18 protein-coding genes are annotated in these 23,473 nt (G+C 34.7%); 8 read left to right on the top strand and 10 right to left on the bottom strand.

Going from position 1 to position 23,473, the window contains the following annotated elements:
* The first annotated feature begins 495 nt into the window (after positions 1 to 495).
* Positions 496 to 1,881, top strand: coding sequence for a tRNA uridine-5-carboxymethylaminomethyl(34) synthesis GTPase MnmE (gene mnmE, locus WH267_RS02330; RefSeq protein ID WP_115971251.1), 1,386 nt, complete (start codon positions 496 to 498; stop codon positions 1,879 to 1,881).
* A gap of 235 nt (positions 1,882 to 2,116) precedes the next feature.
* On the opposite strand, the gene WH267_RS02325 is transcribed toward mnmE, so the two are convergent.
* The 3 genes from WH267_RS02325 to WH267_RS02315 all read right to left on the bottom strand — a co-directional run bounded on the left by WH267_RS02325 (position 2,117) and on the right by WH267_RS02315 (position 4,370).
* Entirely contained in the window at positions 2,117 to 2,302 is a 186-nt protein-coding gene (locus WH267_RS02325) for a hypothetical protein (RefSeq protein WP_340005294.1), read from the bottom strand.
* Positions 2,303 to 2,616: 314 nt separating this feature from the next.
* On the bottom strand, positions 2,617 to 3,249 hold the full coding sequence (locus WH267_RS02320; protein ID WP_340005292.1) for a LuxR C-terminal-related transcriptional regulator: 633 nt from the start codon (positions 3,247 to 3,249) through the stop codon (positions 2,617 to 2,619).
* A 326-nt stretch (positions 3,250 to 3,575) separates the two neighbouring features.
* Positions 3,576 to 4,370, bottom strand: a complete 795-nt coding sequence (locus WH267_RS02315; protein WP_340005290.1) for a LuxR C-terminal-related transcriptional regulator — start codon at positions 4,368 to 4,370, stop codon at positions 3,576 to 3,578.
* A 544-nt stretch (positions 4,371 to 4,914) separates the two neighbouring features.
* On the opposite strand from WH267_RS02315, the gene WH267_RS02310 reads away from it, so the two are divergent.
* From WH267_RS02310 to WH267_RS02300, 3 genes are read left to right on the top strand one after another with little or no spacing between them, the layout of a single operon-like run.
* Positions 4,915 to 5,328 (top strand): transposase, encoded by a 414-nt coding sequence (locus tag WH267_RS02310; RefSeq protein ID WP_340005288.1) that lies wholly within the window; start codon positions 4,915 to 4,917, stop codon positions 5,326 to 5,328.
* Between the two features lie 42 nt (positions 5,329 to 5,370).
* Positions 5,371 to 5,685 (top strand): helix-turn-helix domain-containing protein, encoded by a 315-nt coding sequence (locus WH267_RS02305; protein WP_115971247.1) that lies wholly within the window; start codon positions 5,371 to 5,373, stop codon positions 5,683 to 5,685.
* 54 nt (positions 5,686 to 5,739) lie between these two features.
* Positions 5,740 to 5,979: a hypothetical protein gene (locus WH267_RS02300; RefSeq protein WP_115971246.1), complete on the top strand. Its 240-nt coding sequence runs from the start codon at positions 5,740 to 5,742 to the stop codon at positions 5,977 to 5,979.
* 421 nt (positions 5,980 to 6,400) lie between these two features.
* Here the strand turns inward: WH267_RS02300 and WH267_RS02295 are convergent, their stop codons facing one another.
* Entirely contained in the window at positions 6,401 to 6,943 is a 543-nt protein-coding gene (locus tag WH267_RS02295; RefSeq protein WP_340005283.1) for a DUF3575 domain-containing protein, read from the bottom strand.
* Positions 6,944 to 7,032: 89 nt separating this feature from the next.
* Entirely contained in the window at positions 7,033 to 7,926 is an 894-nt protein-coding gene (locus WH267_RS02290) for a helix-turn-helix domain-containing protein (protein ID WP_228455638.1), read from the bottom strand.
* Positions 7,927 to 8,721: 795 nt separating this feature from the next.
* Here WH267_RS02290 and WH267_RS02285 point away from each other — a divergent pair.
* Entirely contained in the window at positions 8,722 to 9,669 is a 948-nt protein-coding gene (locus tag WH267_RS02285; RefSeq protein WP_115971243.1) for a beta-1,6-N-acetylglucosaminyltransferase, read from the top strand.
* A gap of 25 nt (positions 9,670 to 9,694) precedes the next feature.
* Here WH267_RS02285 and WH267_RS02280 read toward each other — a convergent pair whose 3' ends face one another.
* The 3 genes from WH267_RS02280 to WH267_RS02270 form a co-directional block, all read right to left on the bottom strand.
* A complete protein-coding gene (locus WH267_RS02280; protein WP_340005277.1) occupies positions 9,695 to 11,494 on the bottom strand; it encodes a hypothetical protein in 1,800 nt (599 codons plus the stop codon).
* A 138-nt stretch (positions 11,495 to 11,632) separates the two neighbouring features.
* Complete coding sequence (locus WH267_RS02275; protein WP_340005275.1) at positions 11,633 to 12,331, bottom strand: DUF1826 domain-containing protein; 699 nt, start codon at positions 12,329 to 12,331, stop codon at positions 11,633 to 11,635.
* A 94-nt stretch (positions 12,332 to 12,425) separates the two neighbouring features.
* Positions 12,426 to 13,010 (bottom strand): YdeI/OmpD-associated family protein, encoded by a 585-nt coding sequence (locus WH267_RS02270; RefSeq protein ID WP_340005273.1) that lies wholly within the window; start codon positions 13,008 to 13,010, stop codon positions 12,426 to 12,428.
* Between the two features lie 242 nt (positions 13,011 to 13,252).
* On the opposite strand from WH267_RS02270, the gene WH267_RS02265 reads away from it, so the two are divergent.
* Positions 13,253 to 14,062: a phospholipase D-like domain-containing protein gene (locus WH267_RS02265; RefSeq protein ID WP_340005271.1), complete on the top strand. Its 810-nt coding sequence runs from the start codon at positions 13,253 to 13,255 to the stop codon at positions 14,060 to 14,062.
* 548 nt (positions 14,063 to 14,610) lie between these two features.
* On the opposite strand, the gene WH267_RS02260 is transcribed toward WH267_RS02265, so the two are convergent.
* Positions 14,611 to 19,527: a PKD domain-containing protein gene (locus tag WH267_RS02260; protein ID WP_340005269.1), complete on the bottom strand. Its 4,917-nt coding sequence runs from the start codon at positions 19,525 to 19,527 to the stop codon at positions 14,611 to 14,613.
* Positions 19,528 to 19,920: 393 nt separating this feature from the next.
* Positions 19,921 to 20,733 carry a tetratricopeptide repeat protein gene (locus tag WH267_RS02255; protein ID WP_340005267.1) on the bottom strand — a complete coding sequence of 271 codons (813 nt, stop codon included), beginning with the start codon at positions 20,731 to 20,733 and terminating at the stop codon, positions 19,921 to 19,923.
* 153 nt (positions 20,734 to 20,886) lie between these two features.
* Here WH267_RS02255 and WH267_RS02250 point away from each other — a divergent pair, with 153 nt between their 5' ends.
* Positions 20,887 to 22,215 carry a hypothetical protein gene (locus WH267_RS02250; RefSeq protein WP_340005264.1) on the top strand — a complete coding sequence of 443 codons (1,329 nt, stop codon included), beginning with the start codon at positions 20,887 to 20,889 and terminating at the stop codon, positions 22,213 to 22,215.
* A gap of 146 nt (positions 22,216 to 22,361) precedes the next feature.
* Positions 22,362 to 23,375, top strand: a complete 1,014-nt coding sequence (glsA, locus tag WH267_RS02245) for a glutaminase A (RefSeq protein ID WP_340005262.1) — start codon at positions 22,362 to 22,364, stop codon at positions 23,373 to 23,375.
* Positions 23,376 to 23,473 lie beyond the last annotated feature (98 nt).

Raw genomic sequence — 23,473 nt, 5'->3', positions numbered from 1 at the left:
AAGGCTTACATAAATCAAAACTACATATATTTAAAAATTCAATATTATCGTATGTATATATTGGTTTATGATCTCCAAAAAAGCAAATCCAAGAAAACATAAAACAATATGTATCAATATTGTACGATTGGGAATACTTTCTCAATACATTGATGCAGATTCTTCCTACATCCCCCTAAATACTCCAGATTTTTGATGTTCAGACAACGGAAAATGATATAATAAAATTTATCTACCAAAATAGTTATGATTTGTATAAACATAGCCTTTTTTTCACCTCCTAATATGCGGATATTGTCTCTGAAAACTATAGTAACAGGCTTCCTATAGCTATAACTTCCACTAATTTAAAATACAGAGCAACTGTGTTCTCTATATTTTAAAAAATCCAGAGGGGAGCATGAATATTTCTGAACCTTCTCATTCCAATAAGAAGTATAGACAATACATATAGCCTCTCTATAAAATTTGTATTAAAAAGCTTAAATTTGCACCATGAATAACGATACTATTTGTGCACTGGCTACAGCCAATGGAATAGGTGCTTTAGGCATTATCAGAGTTTCCGGAAATGATGTTTTACCCATTGTTCAGAAAAGTTTTCCTGCAAAAAAACTGGAGAAACAGAAATCTCATACCATCCATTACGGTTATTTTATGGATGGTGAAGAAGCTATTGATGAAATCATGCTATCCATTTTTTTGGCTCCGAAAAGTTTTACTACTGAAAACTCAGTAGAAATTGCTTTCCACGGTTCACCTCATATCGGAAAACGTATTCTCGAAACTTTGATTAAAAACGGCGCAAGAATGGCAAAAGCCGGAGAGTTCACTCTTCGTGCATTTATCAATGGAAGAATTGATCTTTCTCAGGCAGAAGCGATTGCTGATGTGATTGCGTCTGAAAATGAAGCTTCCAGAAAAGTAGCCATTAACCAGCTAAAGGGAGGAATTACTAATGAAATATCGTTATTGAGAACAGATCTTCTGAACTTTGTATCATTGATAGAACTGGAACTGGATTTTGCTGAGGAAGACGTAGAATTCGCAGACAGAACTGCATTAAGCGGTCTATTGGATAAAATTGAATTAAAATTAAATTCCCTTATTGAAAGTTTTCAGTACGGAAATGCAATCAAAAATGGTACTGCCGTTGCTATTATCGGAAAACCCAATGCAGGAAAATCTACCCTACTCAATGCTTTATTGAAGGAAGAGAGAGCTATCGTCAGCAATATTGCAGGAACAACCAGAGATACAATTGAAGAAGTACTTCATATCAAAGGACATGCTTTCCGTCTTATTGATACTGCCGGACTTCGTGACACGGTGGATGAAATTGAAGCAATTGGGGTAAAAAAGGCTAAGGAAAAGGTTGAAAACGCTAACATTCTGGTTTATCTGACAGATGCAGCTACCGAAAGTTTTTCCGAAGATATTGAAATGATACAATCTTTATTGAGGGAAGATTTAAAGCTCATCATTTGTGCTACAAAAATTGATGAAGTAACTCCTACAAAATATGAAGGTGTTGAAGATATTTTCAGAAATGCAATTACCCAAGAATTTGATTTTATAAAGATCTCAGCGGTTGAAAATCAGAATATTCAGGATCTTAAAAATGAATTATCATCGTATGTTGAACATTTAAAAACTGAAGAAAGCAATGTTGTGATTACCAACCAGCGTCACTTTGAAGCTTTACGAAAGTCACTGGATGCAGTACATCAGGTAAAAGAAGCTATTACTTTCCGAATTTCTACAGAGCTTTTAGCATATGAATTAAGAAATGCCCTGGAGCACCTTGGAACCATTTCTGGTGAAGTCACAAATGACGAAATACTAGGTAATATCTTCTCGAAATTCTGTATTGGAAAATAACCAAGTTGTTGAAAATCAATTAAATACAAAATAAACTATTAAACAAAGCGCTGTTTTTACAGTGCTTTGTTTATTTAATAGAAGAAAATCAATATTATATTACAAATAGATTAGATTAGCCATCCAGTAAAATCCGTTAAACTCCAAATCTGTTATTTTACATCCACGAAATACTTTGGCAAACCCTAACTCAAACCCTCTAATTTAACACCTCTCTTCCTCCTTTCTATGGATATCAAAGCCTTCCCATAATGTAATGCTTCCCCCAACAACATACTTTTATCATTCCGCTATTTTTTAAGGAACCGACTGCTTCATTCTTATTACCACTAACAATCATAACCAATTGAACTCCAGGAGACAATATTCCTAACAGCGCCTTTCCTATATCTCCAAGTGAACCTTTGAGGGCAATTTTCATACTTTTTCAATTTTAATTTGAAGGAATAACTTTTTATTAAAGACAATGATATTCTCACAATCTTTTGTTATTCAATTTATTTCACAAATCAATACAGAAAATAAATGACAGATATACTGAAGAGGAAACATCATCTTATACATAGCCAAAAGTTAGAAACCTTTTATTTACAGCCACAACGTTTTATTATACAGAATTATCAGGGCAGTTAAAACATACACAAATAGTAGAATCAATCATTTTCGACAAATTCCCTGATGTAAAACATTCCTTATTTTATAAAAAAAATATACCATTATTCTCTGTTTGACCAATTAAATAATAAGCAAACTACAGCTCATGGTGTAGGCAATCAATTCTGATGATGTCTTGGTATTGGTTTTCTTTCTAAGATTACTTTTATGATTCTCTACCGTATGATAAGAAATGAAAAGTTTTTCTGCTATTTCAGGGGTATTAAGCCCCTGTGCCATAAGCTTCAGAATTTCTTTTTCCCTTTTGGTAATGGCAGGCTTATCCACCTCTACTTTTTCATGGATATACTGATCAACATGCTTGAAGTACTGTACTTCATCATTCGTAAAATCTATTACGGAAAGCAGTGGCCGATTCTGAATCTGAAAATGAGAAAGATCATAGACCATCACTAACGAGGATTCTACCTCAAAATTCTGATTAACACGTTGCTGTGGTGCATGCAACAATATCCAACGATACTCGCCCTCCCTATCAATCATTCTTCCATAATAATTAAACCGTACCCCGGTTTTTCCGGATTTCAAAAAATTCTGACGCATCGTTGCACCAAAAATAAGAGCTCCCATAATGTGGATTTTATCTTCCGGATGAAAAAGATTAATAAAAAAATCGGTATCCGAATTAAGCCATTCTTTTTTACTATAAGGAGTAAATTTTTCTATGTTATCACTAATAATCTCTGTCCGCATTTTTGTATTGTTAGTGATGAACCAAAAATAAGGGCCTATCGCAAAACTTCCTGCAGTCTTAATAGCACCTGTAAAGTAGTCTTCATAGTCTTCAGGTAATTCACCGTTTTTTGAAAAATACTCATAAAACTCATCAACTTCTACTGGAAAAATCTTTTTTTTTCATAATATGATTAAATAAAACATAAAGAATAATCAAATTTGTTTTTATATTCTCATATTCCAAAACCATACCAATGAAAATTGATAATAAATAAAATCAACGTAAATCCATAAAAGAATTCAACCAAATAAATACCTGATTTACAAACAATTAAAAGAAGCGATCATATCAGTAAAAGATTATATCTGATTACAAAAGCAATTAAAGCAGAGGATGTCTTAGTTCCTGTTTTTTTCCTGAGGTTGCTTTTATGGTTTTCCACTGTAGAATAAGAAATAAAAAGTTTTTTTGCTATTTCCGGAGTTGTAAAGCCTTGTGATATCAGTCTCAAAATCTCTTTTTCACGTTTGGTAATATAAGGCACCTCCAGTTCCATTTCATTCTTTTCAATACTGTTATTCTTCCCTTTGTAGTACTGGGTTTCTTTAATATCAGGAGTAATGATTGATATCAGGGGTAATTGTTCAAACTTAAAGTTATGAAGATCAAAAATAACATTCAATGTGCTATCAATCTGATCATATTGGTTAATGCAAAGCTGTGGACTTTGAAGCAATATCCATCGATAATCATTATCCTTGTTAAGCATCCTGCCATAAATGTTTACTGTAGTGGCATTTCGGGTATCTTCATCAATCCCAAAATACTTATCAACTGCAAATTCAAATGCAGCCAATAAAAAACTTCGATCTTCCGGATGAAATAAATTTATGAAGAAATCAAATTCAGAAGAAATCCAATCACTTTTTGGAAAGGGTGTGAAGTCACCAATATTATCACTCACCAATTGGGTTTTCTGCTCCCTATTACTTATGATGATCCAAAAAAAGGGAGATATAGCAAAACGGCGGATATTTTCTATAGTATTAGAATACAAACCAAGGTAGTCTATATTTTCAGTAGAATTTGTCTTTAATTTGAGAAATTTGTTAGAAGTTATCGTATTTAACTTATCCATAAAGTGGGCTTGTGTTTTTGCAATAATAACTAAAGTAATAGAACATTATTACTCCACTGAATGAAAATGATGGATATCCACTATATTCATATAAATCCCTTACAATAAGCTTTATTCATCATATATCAACAAGGTAATTGATTGAAAAACGAAGCTTTCAAAGAGTTAAAATAATGGATATCTACTATATGTATTCACCCTGGTCCTAATTAACTTTGCCACCATCAACATCGCATAGATGATTTGAAAAGTAATCAACATCAAAAAAACACATATCAATCCAAGATGAAAAAAACAGTAATTCAAACAGGAGCCATATCATTCAGAAGCTATAACCCTAAAGATTGATTTAGCATACGGACAAACATTATAACCCATTCAAGTTATTATAGACAATCAAATTTTTTATCCCCCAAAAAAACACAATAGATAATAGATTATCTGCTCTTAAAGACATAATCATAAACTGGTCTGTGATATACTAAATGGGTTATTCTTTTCAAATATTCCATCACTTCGCTGAACTTAAACTCATTCATTAATAATGGATTTCAAAAACATACATATAGGACAGATGATAAAGGAAAGGGTATCAGAATCTGATATTGACATTCTCCGTATCTGTAAATTCTTTACTACTTCAGAACATGAGATTGAGAAAATGTATTCTTTCAAAAGCATTGACTCAGAAGTATTATTGAGGTGGTGCAAACTCCTGGATTATGATTTCTTTAGAATCTATTCCCAGCACCTTATTTTATATTCTCCGATGATACCCAGCCAATATTCCAGGGAATCTGCATTACCAAGATTTAAAAAAAACATTTATACAAAAGAAATAATAAGTTTCATCATCAACATGATAGAAGTAGGGGAAAAAACCAAGACTCAGGTTATTGAAGAGTACAGGATACCCAAAACTACTTTACACAGGTGGATCAGTAAATATAAGCCCTGATTTTTTAAGCTTCAATATAGTAACGAAAAACACAAAGACATCATGATCAATACAGAACCCAATTATATCAAAATATTTTCAGACATCATTTCAAAGAAGTTTCCTCAAAAATTATCCCATTGTCAACATTTCTTACAAAAGGAAAGATTATCCTCATTGGATATCATTACCCTCAACAGTATTTTATTTTCCGAATCGGATACGAATAATGATCACAAATCCTATGATAAGGAAAGTATTGCAGAAATATTAAACTATCAAAAAAAGACCAAAATGAACAACTCTGAGGTCGCCTCAATTTTTAAAATAAGTAGAAATACCTTGGCAATATGGAAGAAAACAATGGTAAAGAAATAGCCATAAAATATTACAATTATTGACAAAAATAACGGACTCCTATAATTTTCTACAATGAATAATAAAAACCACTACTTCCATGATGAAAATCAAAACATCCAAATATCAGAAGGTGAACTTCCAGGAAAAACAATGGATGAATTATATGATTTTTTAGGAAATTATGAAATGCAAAAGATACACCCGAATGAATGTATTTTTATTATTAAAAAATATTTTTGGGGAATAGTGAGTCTAAAACTACATCTCTACCTTAGTGAAGGTGTCGTACTCAGCTATTGCATCAAGTATTGACACCCTTACCTGAAATAGAGAAAATTTTATATTATTATTTGTTAAGCAAAAAAATATCCGGAATAATTCCGGATATTTTCATGAGGACTCAAGGATTGATATTCCTTCCCGTAATACTTAATGCAGACCTGCAGCTATCTACTCTTACATTAGATAATTAAGCTATTGGATGGAGCCAGCCATACAGTATTCACATCACATCCACAGAAAGTAGCGGATGTTCTTTAAGACATCCAAATAATCCAACAAAACAGCCATCACTACTTCGAATATTGTTAACAGTAGTAGCCGATATTAAAATCGGGCATTTTTCTGTAAAATTTAGCTGATACATTTAAGTATATCATCTTTTTTATTGACAAACTGGTAAATCTCGTTCACCCTATTCTTCTGATCCTGTCATTGTTTTCCTATCAGATCATTATTTGAATCGATAGCCAATACTCAGTCCGAATTTTGTAACCACATTATGATCTGTTTTGCCTGCATTGAACAAAAGTTTTCCGTACCCTGCGTTGGCTTCAAAAACAAATCCTTTTTTTGTAACCAACTTCCAGCCAAGACCAGCACCAAGCGCAACATCATAAACATCTTTATTTTCAGTGAATGTCAGATGGTCTGCTGAGTATATTTTTTTCCCATCAATGGAAGTAAACATTCCAAATCCTTCAACAAAAAAACCGGAAGCATATTTTTTTCCAAAGTAATATCTGTAATATGGGGAGATATTGTAATTCATATCCTTTTCTTTTGTATGATCATAAACAATAAACGAAGAAATCCCCAGTGATGAATTTTTGTTTAAATGTCGTTCATAACCTACTTCAACGGCACCCGATAACGGAGAAATTAGATTCAGTTTAATTTCATTGTTTTTCTGATAAGGATCTACATCAGTTTCACTTTGAGCATAGACAGAATAAAAAGCAAACAAAATGATGAGTAGTGAAAAGTTTTTTTTCATAAAAATTTAATTTGAATTATTTAAATGCAAACTTCAAATAATTCAAATTACAACAGGTTTCAAAAGCTTAAAAATGTATAAAATGGTACTTATTTGCTGGTATTCTTATATTCATTTGGGGTCTGACCAGTCACTTTTTTAAAGGCTTTATAGAAAGTCGTTTTTGAAGTAAACCCAGCCTCCAGCCCCATGGTCAACAAAGTATAGTTTTCATATTCCGAATCTGATATCATCTGCTTGACGGCTTCCACCCGATATTGATTGATGTAATGAGCGAAGTTGTCCCCAGTTATTGTGTTGACAATTTGTGAAACATATCCTGCACTTATACCTAATTTTTCAGCTACTTTCTCTCTGTTTAATGTACTGTCGGTATAAATGTGCTGATCTTTGCAAAGAAGTTCCAGTTTTTGGAAATAAAGATTATCCGCCGTGATAGATTCCTTATATTCCTGTGGGATACTTGTGCTATTTTGTACAATTTGCAAATCAGTAGACGGAATAACTGAATCTTGATTTAAAAAATTGTGGACAGCATCCCTGTTTTTAGCAAGCTTATATTTGTAAATGCCTACATAAGCTGTCCAATGAATGATGAATGTTGCAAATAAAGCCAAGGCACTCATCGTAGAAGAAATGTCATAGTCAAAAAGTAAGCCGGCCAGAGCGGTAATAAGCCAGACTAATAGAACTGAAGATACCATTGTTAATAAGGCAAGTATCCATTTTTTTTCCTGCGAATCTTTTAAATGTCTTATCATGAAATAACAATAAACCGGCAGGAATGGGATAAAGGTAACAGCTAAAAAAAGTTGAATCAAACCAAGTATCTGGATGATAGTGTTGCCTGATTCAGAAAAAGTATAAATTCCTGCAACATGGTCAAGATCGTTTATAATATTAAGGACAGCGGAATAAGCAAATGGAATAAAACACAGATAATTTCTTTGTTTGCTTTTTCCAGTATGATCAATCCTGTTCATAATAAACAGGAACATGAAAGCCGGTATCAGAAATACCCACTCTATGTTGTCCAGAATACGTAGAAGAGGATAGGATATTAATACCTTTTGTATATCAAAAACATGATTCAGTAATTTAATGGAAATTGTAAATAGTAAGTAAGCTAAATATTTATTTGAATTGCTGTTGAATAAGGAAGATTTTAAAATAACGAAACCTAAAACTATTCCCTGGAAGATAGCAATATTTAAAAGTGTTGTATAAATCAATTTTTTATAAAAGTTGTTTTAAAAATTTGTTTTTGAATACCATGACAATTCTTACAAAGATAAGCTTTATAAGAATCTTCCCATTCAATAATAAAACTTTCCAACTCTTTCAAATTAAAATGAACCAGTTTATTGCTCTTTTAAAATTTACTCTGAAAAGAATGGTGAAGATATTTATAAAAACAATGCAATTCTCCAATTGATTTGTCTATTCGACCCTAAAAATCCGTTTCTTTTCCTTTACTACGGAAGTCATCAATTGTTTGGGTAAATCAGGTCATTGAGTCAGAGATGAGGCACTAAAAAAGTAAGTCAGACCACCTCATAATATTACCTGAGAAAGCTTTTTATGAAATATTAGATTGGTTTTTTAATTCTTATACAGCAACAATTCAAAAAAAAACATTTTATAAATGCAATGCAAATGTACGATAAAATGAATGTCCAATAATTAATTTAATAAATTGATTATCAAAAACATATTCGTAAATTAGAGCTATAAACTGAATTGTTTGCCTGTGCGGATGATTTTTAAAATTTAATCCTATGCAAACATCATTTCCTATACCCCACCCCCATTCTCAACCTTCAGACCTGAAATCAGATCAACAGGTAAGAATTGCTTATTTTATAATGATACATCATAAACCTGATGTATTTAAAGAAATGTTTCAGAAGATTTACACGAAAGATCAGTTTTATCTTATTCATATTGACCGGAAAGCCAAAGCAGAATTAACCGAAGAAATACAATTATATCTAGTGCATTTTCCTAATGTCTATATTTTGGAAAGTATGAACATAGTATCCGGAGGGTTCAGTATGATCCAGGCTGAACTTAATGCAATGGAATATCTTTTGAATGCAAACCAGCATTGGGATTATTTTATCAATTTAAGTGGTGAAGATTATCCTCTCAAGTCACAAAATACCATACGTAATTTTCTTACGATCAATAATGGAAAAAACTATCTTTTTTATTATGATCAGAAATTTTACAGACCGGATACACTTCAAAGGATACAAAATCATTTTACAGAGCTGACCCATAAAATCTCATCATTAATTTATAAAAGAGAATTTATGAAAGGAGTTACACCTTATATCGGTGGGAAATGGTTTATTCTTACAAGAGAAACATGTGTCTTTCTGACCAATAATAAGAGGGTGATGGATTTTGAAGATTATTACCTTCATACTCTTTTACCAGCTGAATCATTTTTCCAGACTGTTCTTCTCAATACAGTTTTTAATGATATCATTGTGAATGATGATAAAAGAGCTGTTATTGAAAGTCCCTTTTTTAATAAGGAGCAATACGCTGATAATTTTATTGAAATTTTAAAATCTTCTAATCATCTTTTCATCAGACAAGTAAATGATAAAACAAATAAAAATATTCTAAAATATATAAATGACAATTATCTCCTTCCTCTACGGGAAGTTGACGAGATTGAAAGAGAACTCAGAAGAAATAACCGTCAAAATAATTGATAATACCACATAATTATACACCTCATCAGTTCCCAAAATTCACAAAATGAGGCACCTCTGTAGCAAAACTGTTCATTGGCAGAAGGTTGTTTCGGTTGCTGTTAAAATCAAAAACCGAATTATTATCAAAAGGAACACGCGGATAATAGGTGAAAGAAATCTGAATCCTGTTGAATACCAAAAACGGATTATTAATTAAAACCCCCACTCCTATTTTGGTGTTCGCTTTGGTTTTCAGGAGTTTATCATCAGGCATACCCAGCCACCCTACTGCCATTGTCAAATAGGGACTGAAATGAAAATTCTTCCATGTTTTGTTAATAAACATTTGAAGCTGATACCTTAAAACCATTTTTTTAGTTCCGATATAATCTGAATTGTAAACAGGAAACTCATCGGATGAAGAAAGGGTAATCCTGTCTTTGTAAGAATAGTTATGTTGTGGATTTCCTAATGCGACAGTTGGTGAAAAGAAATGCCTTACTGTAGCAAACTTCCAATCCATAAGGTTCGTAAAATAAGTTCCATCCACCCGAAAGGACTCGCGGTTTTGGCTGTCTTCATTAAAAAATCTTCCAAACTGGGCTTTAAGAGTAAAATATCCCAATTTTGTAAAGCTTCCATAAGATGCTGAAATTCCTACGTAAGGATTCATTTCTTTGTTTCTTGACAAGCCACCTGCAATTACACTTACAGAGTTTCCATAAGCGATATCCTCCGGCAGATCATACTGGAAAATATTCTTCTGAACGGAAAACCTTCTGTTGATAAGCCCCACAGACATCAGAAAGCTGTTGTAAGAGCTGAAATATTTATACTGATCAATCCCGGGACTATCTTTATACTGGTAATTCTGGAAGCGTCCTATAACAGCAATATTACTGGCAACTTTTTCGCTGGCATCAGATGAAACCGGTATCTGATAACCTCCCCATACATCCTGACTATAGACCTTGATCTGAACTTCCGGATAAGCAGTATCTGTTTCTATCGGAAGCAAAACATTCCTCATAAAATACTCAAAAGTAAAACCACCTGCCCATTTCGTTAAAGGGGAAAAGAAATCTCTTCTGACATTGAAATTGATTCTTTCATTTCTAAAAAAATCCCGCTCTCCCAGAATTTGAGCATTGATATAAGAACCAAAAAGATTATAAGCTGTATAGCTTCCTAAAACATAATCCTGCTTTTCTTTGGAGTCATTCCTGTAAAGGAAATCAAAGGTATGCCCTAAGCCCAATACATTTTCTTCGGTTACTCCCAAACCAATCTTACTTCCTGAATAACTGACTCTTGGCTTTAAACTCCAGGAATCAAGTACTTTGACAACAACATCAATAGAATCTTTACCGGAAGTATCATCGGAAACGCTGATATTTACCCTATTGATAAAAGGCATTGTCCTCAGCAAACGTTCGGATTCATAAAGTTTCTGGGCATTATATTCTTCTCCTTCCTTAAAAAGTAAATAGTTATTGACAGTAGAAATTCTTGTCGTGGAATGAAGATGATCTGCCAGCCAATCATACCATTTCAGTTTTTCCTTCTCATCCTGGGAACCATATCCAAAAGGGTCAATGGTTTCTACTCTGATATTTCTGATATACCTTTTATTATAAGCTTCCTGGGGAAGTTTTTCAATTCTGGATTTCACAGAGGTAGAATCTGCCTCCCTACGGAATATGAAACGATGAAGAAATTTAGTGACTTTTCTTTTATCTGAAAACTCTTCTATTTTATAATAAAGCGAATCTTTTTTCTCCTGTGCATTTAAAAAGAAAAAACCACTTAAAAAGAAAATTAAAGTTACAATCGTTCTAGTCATTAGTCATCAAATTCAATACAGTTTGTAGCGTTAAATTACAGGTCAACAGACCGTAAATACGGGATAAGATCTTTAAAGGTACTACTTTTTAAACGAAAAGTCAAACTATAATCTACAGTAATAAATGATCAAAATAATTTAGCAAATCAAAAGCAGGCGATATTCACCCTCATTTTCAACAGGAGCTCTATGTACACAGGGTAAAACTTTTTGTTTCGGATGATCTACTGCCAATCGCCAAAGATGTCCCAATCCCAGATTGGTAGGCTCTGCATTGGGCTTAGCCTGATAATGCAGATCGAAGAAACAGTCTTTCAGAAAGTCTTCAAACCCCTCCTCAGAACCATCATGTAATTCCTTAAGCTTTTTCCGTATCTCAGGATCCTGTATTTTTTGTATGGCCTGTTCATTGGGTAAAATATCACTTGCAGCACCATAATAAGTGCATAAAAAAGTATCTGTTCCAATGGGGGAACGATCTACATGATATGAATATACATCCGTTGATATAAAATCAAATTCTTCGTCCCGCTCATAATTTTTAAGCAAATTAAGAGAAGGTAAAGCCCCGAAATCAGTTAATAACTGTAAATCATTAAGGACAATTTCCCTGGCAACATTTCCCTTTTCTGAAAGTTGTAACGTCAAAAGATCTTCGGCAGAAACCTCAGTAATATTCTCTTTTAACTGAAGCTTAGAAACAATTTCTTTAAAATCTCCGCCTAAATTTCTGTACCAGCACATGGCATTGACAGTTCCCTGAAAATTGGTATTGACTAGTTCGGAGAAAGTAGAAACTATTCCTATTTGATTGTTTTCAGAAAATGGATCGTTCATATTTTGGGATAAACAGTTTTGCAGTTTATGCTTTGCAAAAATAAGGAATAGCTTTTATTATGAGTCCTGTTTCCCATAAACTCTTAAAAACACTTTATAAAAAATGTTTCGGTTTTTTTCCCTGTGCCGCATTTTCTACGATCTCATCAATACGTTTCTTCCGGGTTTCCGGCCGCTTGGCAAGAACAATCCACTGAAGCATCATCTTTTTCATAGATTTACTTAAACTTTGGAAATATTCTTCAGAACCTGTGTAGGTTTTAAAAGCTTTACTTAAGTCTTCCGGCACCATCAGATCTTCCACTGTATCAAGGATTGTCCAGGAGTTATTTTCCTTTGCAATTCTTATACTCTCATAGCCAGCTTCCGTCATCAGCTGATCATCAATTAACTTCTGTACTTTTTCTTTATTAATTCTGGACCATGTACTATTCTTTTTCCGTTTGCTGAACAGTTGTTTGAATGACCCTTCATCAATGGTTTTTCTCGTACTGTCTATCCAACCGAAGCAAAGTGCCTCTTCCACCAGTTCACTCCAACCCACGACAGGTAATCCTGACTTCCTGGTATTGCAAATAACCCAGACTGATGGCCGGGACTGATGAAATTCGGCCAGCCACTGTCGCCAATCTTCTCTCGTACTGATATGGATATCCTGTCTTTTGTCGGGTTCTTCCATCCTTATTTTTTTGAAATTAAAACTGTATTGTTATACACGAAAATACGCAATATCTGGCAGTTAAACCTATTGATTAAAGTCTGACATTAAAGGATTATATCATTTTACGCTTTTCCGTAAAACAGAGAATAAAAAGAAACGTAAATTTGGTGCCTGAAGTTCAAACTTTGACTTCGCTTCCAGTAGTTCCGAAAGTAGCAGATCCGGAAACATGATAATTTCAAGACCAAATAAGAATAAAGGTGTATTATAAGGAAAAGAAAAAATATTATTTTAAAATTGATACAGAAAACAGTGAAGGTGTTGAAGTCTTTGTCGGACAAAATGCAGGCACTCAATTAAATAATGACATTCTGAATGCAAAGGCTGAAGTATTGATCATTTCTCCTTATATAGACGAGGTAAAGCTGGATGATCTTATTATGCTGAAGAACAGGAATATTAACGTGAGATTAGCATTCAGTGATCTCAGACCTGAACAATCCGGAAACATATTGCGAAAACTTATCCATCAGAACCGGGTGACAGATGTAAAGAAAAAAGAAAAAAGGGAAAGTCTGAAAAATTTATTCTTCCTTTCTTCTATTGTATTGTTTTGTCTGGGAATCTTTGCCCTCATCTATTTCGGGATCCATCTTGTTGATGACTTTACCAATTCGAATAATTTCGTTGCGCTTTTGGTCGCGGTTGCTTCCCTGTATGGATTTTTCAGATGCTGGGAAAAGAAAACTGAAGTGGAAAAAATGGAGATCTATACCTATCATTATTCTGAAAATCTGAATTTCAAATACATTCGAAATAATCGTTATGACAATAAGTTTCTGCATTCAAAGATTTATGTGATTGATAGAAAAGTGGCTTATCTCGGATCATTGAACTATACTAAGAGCGGATTTACTTCTAATTTTGAATCCCGGATCAGAATTACACAACGGGAAAAGGTAAATGAGCTTGTTCGCTTTGTGCATGATATTTTTGAAGATAATGTGAACCTGAAAAAACATGAGCTTTTCTATCTTGGAAAAAAAGTATACAGTGAAGATACGTATTAATATTCATCCATAAAAAGCAGTGGTATTGATGAATACCACTGTAATACTAAAGACCTGTACAAACCGTATTACCGGCATATTTTTATCAATTATTTCCAATAATTCCAGACTGATCCGTCAAATATGGCTAATGATTTGCTGGTAAAATCATAGCAGATCATTCCCGGATATGGCCTTTTAATGTTCGTATGAGGAGTCGTTATCTGGGGAAGAATCATCGCTTTACCAAGGGATTCCAGAATCAATTGCTACCTGGGCAAATGAAACATTAAAGGCAATAATCAATTAAATTAATCATTGGAGCTTCTTTGTATACAATTTTACATTTCTGTCATTCTGACGAAAGAAGAATCTAAACTATATATGAAATTTTTCCTTCGTCGGAATGACAAAACAAATGCTTTATCCAAAATTGTATAGAGCTACCATCATTAAAACCAGTAATCATCATTTATTTTAAACGGTATTATAGATTTAATTCAGTAATCACATGGTATAAAAAAACAGTGCTCTCCGAGGAGAGCACTGCTTATTGAATGAAGTATGGATTAATTTTTAATCAATTTGCCTTGCAGCGAGGTTTCTCCCGCTTGTACAATGACAATATAAGTACTTTGCAACCAGTGTGAGATGTCTACATTGATCTCTCCTGAAGCTGCTTTAAGTTCTTTCTGGAATTTAATATTACCCATAGTATCAAAAACCTTGATCTGTGTTGCCAATAATTTCTCATTGCCTGTATTATAGGAAACTTTCACTATTTCCTTCGCAGGATTCGGTGCCAGCTTCAGAGAAGAAGCCGTAGTAAGGCTCAGGCCTTTTCCTGTTTTGTCTGAAATAGATTTACCTATAACCTGTGGCTCAGCAACAAACTTACAATCGTCTTGTCCTAAGAATAAAATTGCATCATTTCCTCCAGGATAACTAGCATTTGGATAGAACATCAATGGATTGGCATTCATATCATATGTTCCTCCTGCCGGAATCGTAATCATAGATGGGAAATAAGTTCCATATCCATAAAGACTTGAAACGTTAAGCATCACCGGAAGGCTTCCGCTGTTGTATATAGTTCCATGAACATTATAATGATCTCCTGCCCATTTGAAAGATTCGATTTTGACATCAAAGTTACATTGTGTTTCTATACCACAATCTTTCCCTGGATAATAATTCATTGCTCCTGAATAATATCTGCAATACATTCCGCCTGCAGTCTGATCAATTCTCAGTCTGTAAGTTCCAGGGGAATCCACAAAGTTAAATGAATCAATGAAGGTATTGCTTCCGCTTTGCAGATTAACTCCAAATCTCTCCCATTGATGATAGTCAAAGGTTCCTTTTGGCCCAAGAATACGACGATATTTATCTCTACAGTAACTGTAACAACCTGTAGGGAATACCCACATCAGACTTTCGATACTCAATGGTACATCTATCTGAGCATATACTTTACAGCCACTTGGTGCAGTGTAGAATACTCTATACATCCCTCCTTCATCTACTGTAATGGTTTGTCCACTCATTCCATTACTCCAGTTGTATTCTCCATTTGCAGGTCCGGATACTGTAAGTTGAATTTTGTAAGGCTGGCAACCAACCTGAGTATATGTTACTGTAGGAACTGCCGGTGGATTGCTCACTGTAACAACAAAATCTTTAGATCCTGAACAATCTGTAGTTCCCGGTACACGAGCTTCCAGAGTGAAGGTATAGGTACCTGCCGATAATCCGCTTACAGTATAGGCAACTGGCTGAGCAGTAAGCCATCCTGCAGATAAAGGAACTCCATTTCTCTTCCATCTGTACTCCAGAGTATTGTCTGTTAAAATACCTTTAAGTACTCCATAGCTATTCTGACAGATGTTTGCTTGTCCTGATATATTTACATACGGCGGCTTTTTAAATGCAACACCTACCGCTTTAACACTCATTACATTAGTCGTACAACCGTCTGCTGAAATCAATACCGGCCAGTAACTTCCTGATTGTGTCGGTATAAAGTTCATTGAGTTAGGAGCTCCCGGCACCTGAACATTGCCATTCATCCAGATATAACCTGAAGGTACCGTACCTGAAGGTACAAATGAAATAAGCGGTGAGCTTCCTTCACATGCAACGGCATTGGGAGGGGTAAGATTTCCATCTAAATTAGCTGCATAAACCGTAATATTACGTACAATAGAATTATACTCACAACCTTGCGGAGTCTTAATCATTAAGCTTACGCTCTTAGGTCCGGCAGTATTGAATGTTACATTCATATTCTGTTGTGAAGTCACAAAAGCTGTTCCGTCAAAAGACCATGTATAGATATTTCCAGGAGTGTATGAACTAGGTGAAAGAGTAATCACCTCTCCTTTACATGCTTTAAATGGAAGTAAGAAATTCGTACTTGGAACAGGTGCCAACGTGATCGTTTTCGTGATCGTACATGCCGGCAATGACGGCTGTGACGGGATAGACATCTTCATGGTAAAGGTATAAGTACCCGGCGCCAAATTATTATAAGTAGCTGTCTGACCCACCTGATCTGGCTGTCCTGCCATACTGAATCTATATTCTATAGAACTGGCAGGATTAACTTCAAATATTGTAGATGAATTATATAAAGTAACATTATATCCGTTCCCACTACAAACCTGACCAATATTGAATTTAGGCTCATATAGTTTTCGAACTTCAAAACTTGTTGAATACCAACATGAACCATATCTTAAACGTACACTTACAATGTGTGCACCGGCAAGATTAGTTTGGAAAGTAGCCGTAGGCTGTCCCTGAGGGCTTACCAGCGTCAGCACGTTATTAGTCACCCACTGGATTTCATCCGGAGCAACACTTACATTTAAATTATTTACAGTAATTGTATTACAACCAGTCCATTTTGGAGTAAAACTCACCATAGGAGGCGTTGTACAGTTACTAGCTGTTGGACAAGAGTTGATTACTTTGATCTCCTGTGAATATACATAACACTCATTAACATCCTTAGCTCTTACCTGATAGGTTCCTGCAAGACCTGTTCCTGATAAAGTATATGCATTGGTATTAAATCCTGGTAATGCAACACCATTTTTAAACCATTGCCACTCTACAATATTCGTAAGACCTGTAGAGCTGTTAGCTGTAAGGGTATAAGGCTGTAAAGGAAAGTCATCACAAACCATAAGATTATATACCGGAGAAACTGTAATAATTGTTTCAGGAAGAATGATAAAGCTCGCACTTGCTGTTGGCTTATATGCACATCCATTGGTTCCGCTATAAGTTACCGTTACGATCTGATTAACATTTCCACCTGTAGCATTCTGAATGTACCCGTTATTTGGGAAATCATATACTCCAGACGGATTGAATGTTGTGGTATAGGTATCTCCATTTGCAAAAGTAAATGTTACATTTGTTGCTGAAGTAATCACTCCCTGATCAACAGTAAAATGAAGATTCGAACCTAAGCACACTTTTCCAACGTTCGTAAAGTTGACTACCGGAAGAGCTAGTTTACTTATAGGCATTATTATTATCTTTTTCTGCCCACATACCACAACTTCCAGTTTCAGGTTAGTTGAATATACACTACCAGCAACCTCGTTAATGTTTACAGTGATCGAAGAAGTCCCCTGCCCGGATATAACACTTCCGAAATTAGGAGTATCAAAACTCCATTCCATAGAATCAGGAACAATACCACCTAAATTAGCTGAAAAATTTTGTGTACTGCTTGGGCAGAAAGGTCCTGAATTCTGATAAATATAAACCTTATCAATATTCATCGGTTTTATCGCCAGTGAAAGTGGTTTAGACAGACAAGCTGCAGTGCCTTCCGTCCTGTAAGCAACCGATACTGAGTATGAAGATGCTCCAGGATTAAAAATAACAGTAGCACTGTTACCAGCATTACTTCCCTGAATGGTACCATTTGTAACACTCCATACCGGAATAACCCCAGGTTGCACTGGTGATGAAAGTGAATATACGTAAGGCTTATTTGGGCATACTACAATATCCCCCGTAATAGGTCCTCTTGGAGGTCTTGGAATACTTACCACCCTAATCAATATTGGATTACTTTCACATCCACCTCTGATTGCTGTAATCACATAATTTCCTGGTGTTAAAAAAGGATAATCAAGAGGAGCAGTAGTGGGTTGTGGCGATGTATGTACTGTGTCACCATTTAAAGTAACATTCCAGATAACAGGAACATTAGGGGAAGCCGTAAATGTCTGTGGTGTTCCCACACAGATTTCCTCTTTCCCTCCTGATATTGTTACTGGAGCTTCTACAACAATCGTTTTTTGTGCAGTACCCCCACATAGCAATAAAGTATTTGTATATGAAGCCGTAAGTGTATAAGTACCCGGTACACTTCCAGTGAAAAGAACTTCATTTCTTTGCTGGTTATACGTCAACTGACCTGGTCCAGGTCCTGTTACATCCCAATCAATATGGGTAGTAGGCCACTGCGGAAGTGAATAGGTGTATTGCTTTCCTGAGCACACTATTGATTCTCCTTTAATTCTTGCTGTTTTTAAAATCACAGGAATCTTAACAGTAGTCCACACCGGGCAGCCACATTCAGATCTATACATCACATAGCCAAAACCGTCTTCAGGATCTACACTGTCCCATTTTACTTCGATTTCGTTTTCTGAGATATTCTGCCAAGATCCGCCAATCACTTTCCATTCTCCTTTGCAGCCATTCTTCACGCTGTACCTTTCAGCACTACCTTCACACACCACTGAAGCACAGCTGATCTGTACTGGTGGGGCTTCTGCAATTTCTAATTTTTGATAGGTCGTTTCTGAGCATCCACATTTGTTGGTTACCGTTAAAGAAACAGTAACTCCTCCACCCTGAGTATAGGTATGAGAAGGTTCAAAAGCTGTAGATGTTGTTCCGTCCCCAAAATCCCAGAAATAATTAACAATATCAGTACCGCCATTTGCATGGGATAAATTGTCAAAATGAACTTCAGTATTTTTACATACAATGTCCTTCAGGTTAACGAGAGTGAATTCTGCAGTAGGTTTATTTATTTTCTCAATGCAGATGTTTTGGGTTTCAGTAGTTCCATTCGTAAATGTAATAGTTGCCTGTAAAGAACCTGACCCCGCATTTCCCCATAAAATTTCAGCTTCAATATTGGCTCCTCCTGAAGTAGTTTGTAACACTCCTCCAGTAGGTATCCATGCTACAAAACTGATGTTTGAGCCATGAGCAGTATATTTCACTTTACTGCCTTCACAGACCCGGACACATGCGCCGGAATCAATGTCAGAAGCTCCGACGAGATTTTCTCCGGATCCTTTTTCGCCCCGGAAGATTTGGCATCCCACCTGGGAATCCCAGGTAATATGACTTAATGATTGTGCTTGTAGCCCCCAAGGCACCAGGAGCCAACATAGCAGGAGCCATCTGAAGATGTGCTGCCTACTAAAGTAAGTAGTGTTTTTCATGGTTAATAAAAATGTATTAATTTTCATTTGGAAATTAATGAAAATTTTAACACTAAAATCATTTATTAGTGAAAAATATCACATTTATACACATTAAAAATCAATAATATCCCGGAATTACTGATCAAAACTTAATTCATGACCGATAATTATTTAGAGAAAAATTAATTTATTTTCATTTTAAAAGCATTAAAAATGAATTTTTCACTGATTTTATTAATATTTAAAAGTAAAAAATTAACCAAAAACCAACATCAACATGTATTAATTACACCAATAAGTAAAAAAACCATAAAATGAAACACATATTTTAAACACACCTAAACTAATGACAACGGTGTAAAATTGCATATAGTTACCTTATTTTTATAATTCAGCAGAAACTGTTTCAATTCATTTAAAATATTTCTCTGAATATGCATACGTAAACCGGAAAACCTGATACGGAAATGACTCATATAACGAATTTCCTTCATTGAACGAGTTTCCTTTTTCAAAATTCTCCTTTGACTCCTGAAACAAAACTTTAGCTTCCTCATTCTTATTCATTTTGAGCAATGACATTGCTTTATAATACTTTGCATCTGCAAAATCTTTATAATATTTCAGCGAAACATCAAAATATGCTGCTGCCTTCGAATAGTTATCAGTTTCATATTCTATCACCCCCAGATAAAACATTTCATATGGATTTACAAAATCACGTTTTCTTCCAAAGGCAACTGCTTTTTCCATATACTGTCTGGAAAGATCAAACCTGTTCATTTGCAGATAGCACAGGGCCATCCAAAAACTATAAGGATGATCCATCACTGTTCCGGATTCATATTTCTTCGATAATTCTTCAAATTCAGACAAAGCACCGGTATAATTTTTTTGAAATAAACATTTTATAAATGCCCGGTATTCTTTATAATGATCAGTTGTATCCAATTCAACAGCTTTATTCAGATACTCCATGCCCATTTCATACTTTCTCTGCTTGAATAAAGGCATAGCCTTCTGCTGCCAAAAGAAAGCTTCTTTCGGTACAATAGTAATGATTGAATCCAGATAGAGCTGATGCTGGACAGAAAAAACAGAAACCTTCGCGTCTTCTTTCAGCAAATTCATAAAAATCTTCTTCTGGGCATCATTCAGATCTTTAGTCATGGTTCTGTTCTGCGAAAATATGATTACAGGGAATAAAAGAAATACTATTTTCATCGGTAATGAGTCTTTGATAATAATGTCTGTTCTCAAATATACACAATTAGCCAAGCGCTGTACAAAGCATTTCTGTTTTAATTTCTCACTCAATCTGTATCCTTTGTACAATAAAAAGAACTTATTTTGCAACAAAAATAAAGCAACAGAAAAATGAAAAGATATTTCAGGGAAATAATGATCCTTTTGATAGTAGTACTGTCAAGATTACCTTTCATTTTTAATAGTCTCGGTTCAGATCTGGATGCCTGGAGAGAAGTCTATACAGGAAAAATATTGTATGAAGATCATATTTACAATGTTTCCCGTTTTCCCGGATATCCGTTTCCTGAATTTTTATATGCTTTAGTCTATGACAAGCCTTACTGGTGCATCAATTTACTTTCGGTTTTATTTACTTTCGGATGTTCCTTATATCTTTTTAAGACTTTGAATCTTCTTAAAATACAGTCAGCCTTCCTCATTAGTATCGCATTCTCTTTTGTACCGGTTATTTATCTGAACAGTACAATCGCCATGGAATACAACTGGTCTTTATTCTTTCTGTTGGGCAGCGTATATTATCTTCTGAAGAAAAACCTTTGGATAGCTGCATTGTTTTTTGGATTGATGGTAAGTGCCAGGTTCAATAATATTATTTTTCTGCCGGCCTTTCTTTTTCTTACGTATTTCTATACAGGAAAAGAAGTAAAAAAACGTATTCTATTTTCAGTTCTGGCTTTTCTTTTTACCAGTTTTTTTTTCTCGCCTGTTCTCCTAAAATATGGATTTAATTTTTTCCAGAGTTCCGGAGATTCAGAATTTAACCTCACAAGTCTGTTGAGCTTGGGCACATTATACATCTACGGAGCCTTAGGAATGACCTCCATTATTTCAGGCTTAGGAATCCAACTCTTTACAGGAGGTTATCAGAAAATAAAAGAGGTACCCAGGAACCATTTTGCCCTATTCAGTATTCTAATCATCATTTCTAATCTGGCATTCTTTATTAAGTATCCACTGGAAGCAGGATATCTGATCCCGTCAGTTCCTTTTATCCTGATCCTCTTACAATACATCCTGAATGAAAAGCTGCTGAAACCAGTATTATGCGTAATAGTTTTTTCTCCATTTTTAGTTCATATAACGGCCAATAAAATTCAGATTAAAGGAAGTGTATTCAACAATGAAGATTATGAAAATCAGCAATTAAAATATTGTAAAGATCTCATTGGGGAAATTCAGGTACATTCCGCCAATCAGCCTGTAGTTTTTCATTTAGGAAATTTTTCCGAACAGGTTTTATTCGTGGGAAATTTTGATAAAAAAAGCAAGATAAAGATTGTTAAAAACCTTAGTCCCAAAGATGAGGAAGATATCATAAATAAAAAAATCCCCTTGTACTATATCAATACAGGAGATGGAAAGATTGAAAATAACAAAACCCATATCCTGGACAAATATGGCACATTGTTTTATAAAGATTTTGAATTAAAAAGATAAAACCTTACTTCTCCAAGATCATAATCAAAAACATACCATTCCCTTCTCCATCATTGCAGCTCTCCCTAAACCTTGCATAAAAAATGAAATATATTATCTTTGTTTTTTCGAGGCTTATCTTAAACTTTTATTCGAAAATATTCTACATGAAAAAAAATAGCTTTTTATTTTCCGCTAAAGGAATTCTTATCGCAGGTTTTTTATCCTTAAATACAGTGATGTATGCTCAGAAAACAGCAGATCTTTCAACGATTTCAGAAAAAACTTTAAGCAGCATACTGGAGAAAAACAGAAATTATTATACACTGGGTAAAGTAGCGGATTATATTCCTGAACTGGGTAAAATGGACGCTAAAGCTATCGCCTTTTCTGTAGTGGATAAAACCGGTAAGGTATTCAGCACAGGAGACGTTCAAAAGAAATTCACCATGCAGAGCATTTCCAAAATCATTGCTTTAATGGCTGCCGTAAAAGAAAGAGGAGAAGCCAATGTCTTCGATAAAATGGGATATTTCGGATCAGACAGACCATTCAATCACTTTTCTAACCTGGAAACAACGGGTAAACCGCTTAATCCGATGATGAATGCGGGAGCAATCCTTACCACCTCTTTAATTTCCGGTGATGGGGAGAAACCATTCCTTAAAGTGTTGGATATGGTTCGGTACATCACGAAAAACACGACGATTGATTACAGCAAATCCGTCTATGAATCCGAAAAATCCACCGGACACCGTAACCGTGGCATGTTCTATATCATGAAAAACAGCGGACTGATTTCAGGAAACGAAGATCAGCTGGATAATTATTTCAAGCAGTGCTCTATTGAAGTTACCGCTGAAGACTTAGCCAAAATCGGATATTTCTTTGCCAATCAATGTGTGCGTTTCGATGGTGACACCCAATATAAAAATGCTGATGTTGCCCAACTGATAGAATCTCAAATGCTGACTGCCGGAATGTACGAATTCAGTGGAGAATACTCCCGAATGGTAGGCTTACCAAGCAAATCAGGAGTAGGTGGCGGAATTACCGTAAGTGTTCCCGGAAAAATGGGAATTGGCGTATTCAGCCCTGCTTTGGATCAACATGGAAACTCATTGGCAGGATATCATATCATTTTAGACCTGGCCAAGCAATACAATTTGAGCATATTCTAAGAAGATAAAGATTATTTTTGATTATATAAAAATTGAAAGTAAACAATTTGCTACTATAATTAAACATTATCTTAACAAATCAAAACCTATAATTAATT

The sequence above is a fragment of the Chryseobacterium sp. MYb328 genome, assembly GCF_037572595.1.
Lineage (GTDB): Bacteria > Bacteroidota > Bacteroidia > Flavobacteriales > Weeksellaceae > Chryseobacterium > Chryseobacterium pennae.
This window is presented reverse-complemented; position numbering and strand designations above follow the sequence as displayed.

Coding starts and splice junctions, on each gene's coding strand:
- mnmE (WP_115971251.1), top strand. CDS start 496: ATGAATAACGATACTATTTGTGCACTGGCTACAGCCAATGGAATAGGT.
- WH267_RS02325 (WP_340005294.1), bottom strand. CDS start 2,302: ATGAAAATTGCCCTCAAAGGTTCACTTGGAGATATAGGAAAGGCGCTG.
- WH267_RS02320 (WP_340005292.1), bottom strand. CDS start 3,249: ATGCGGACAGAGATTATTAGTGATAACATAGAAAAATTTACTCCTTAT.
- WH267_RS02315 (WP_340005290.1), bottom strand. CDS start 4,370: ATGGATAAGTTAAATACGATAACTTCTAACAAATTTCTCAAATTAAAG.
- WH267_RS02310 (WP_340005288.1), top strand. CDS start 4,915: ATGGATTTCAAAAACATACATATAGGACAGATGATAAAGGAAAGGGTA.
- WH267_RS02305 (WP_115971247.1), top strand. CDS start 5,371: ATGATCAATACAGAACCCAATTATATCAAAATATTTTCAGACATCATT.
- WH267_RS02300 (WP_115971246.1), top strand. CDS start 5,740: ATGAATAATAAAAACCACTACTTCCATGATGAAAATCAAAACATCCAA.
- WH267_RS02295 (WP_340005283.1), bottom strand. CDS start 6,943: ATGAAAAAAAACTTTTCACTACTCATCATTTTGTTTGCTTTTTATTCT.
- WH267_RS02290 (WP_228455638.1), bottom strand. CDS start 7,926: ATGAACAGGATTGATCATACTGGAAAAAGCAAACAAAGAAATTATCTG.
- WH267_RS02285 (WP_115971243.1), top strand. CDS start 8,722: ATGCAAACATCATTTCCTATACCCCACCCCCATTCTCAACCTTCAGAC.
- WH267_RS02280 (WP_340005277.1), bottom strand. CDS start 11,494: ATGACTAGAACGATTGTAACTTTAATTTTCTTTTTAAGTGGTTTTTTC.
- WH267_RS02275 (WP_340005275.1), bottom strand. CDS start 12,331: ATGAACGATCCATTTTCTGAAAACAATCAAATAGGAATAGTTTCTACT.
- WH267_RS02270 (WP_340005273.1), bottom strand. CDS start 13,010: ATGGAAGAACCCGACAAAAGACAGGATATCCATATCAGTACGAGAGAA.
- WH267_RS02260 (WP_340005269.1), bottom strand. CDS start 19,527: ATGAAAAACACTACTTACTTTAGTAGGCAGCACATCTTCAGATGGCTC.
- WH267_RS02255 (WP_340005267.1), bottom strand. CDS start 20,733: ATGAAAATAGTATTTCTTTTATTCCCTGTAATCATATTTTCGCAGAAC.
- WH267_RS02250 (WP_340005264.1), top strand. CDS start 20,887: ATGAAAAGATATTTCAGGGAAATAATGATCCTTTTGATAGTAGTACTG.
- glsA (WP_340005262.1), top strand. CDS start 22,362: ATGAAAAAAAATAGCTTTTTATTTTCCGCTAAAGGAATTCTTATCGCA.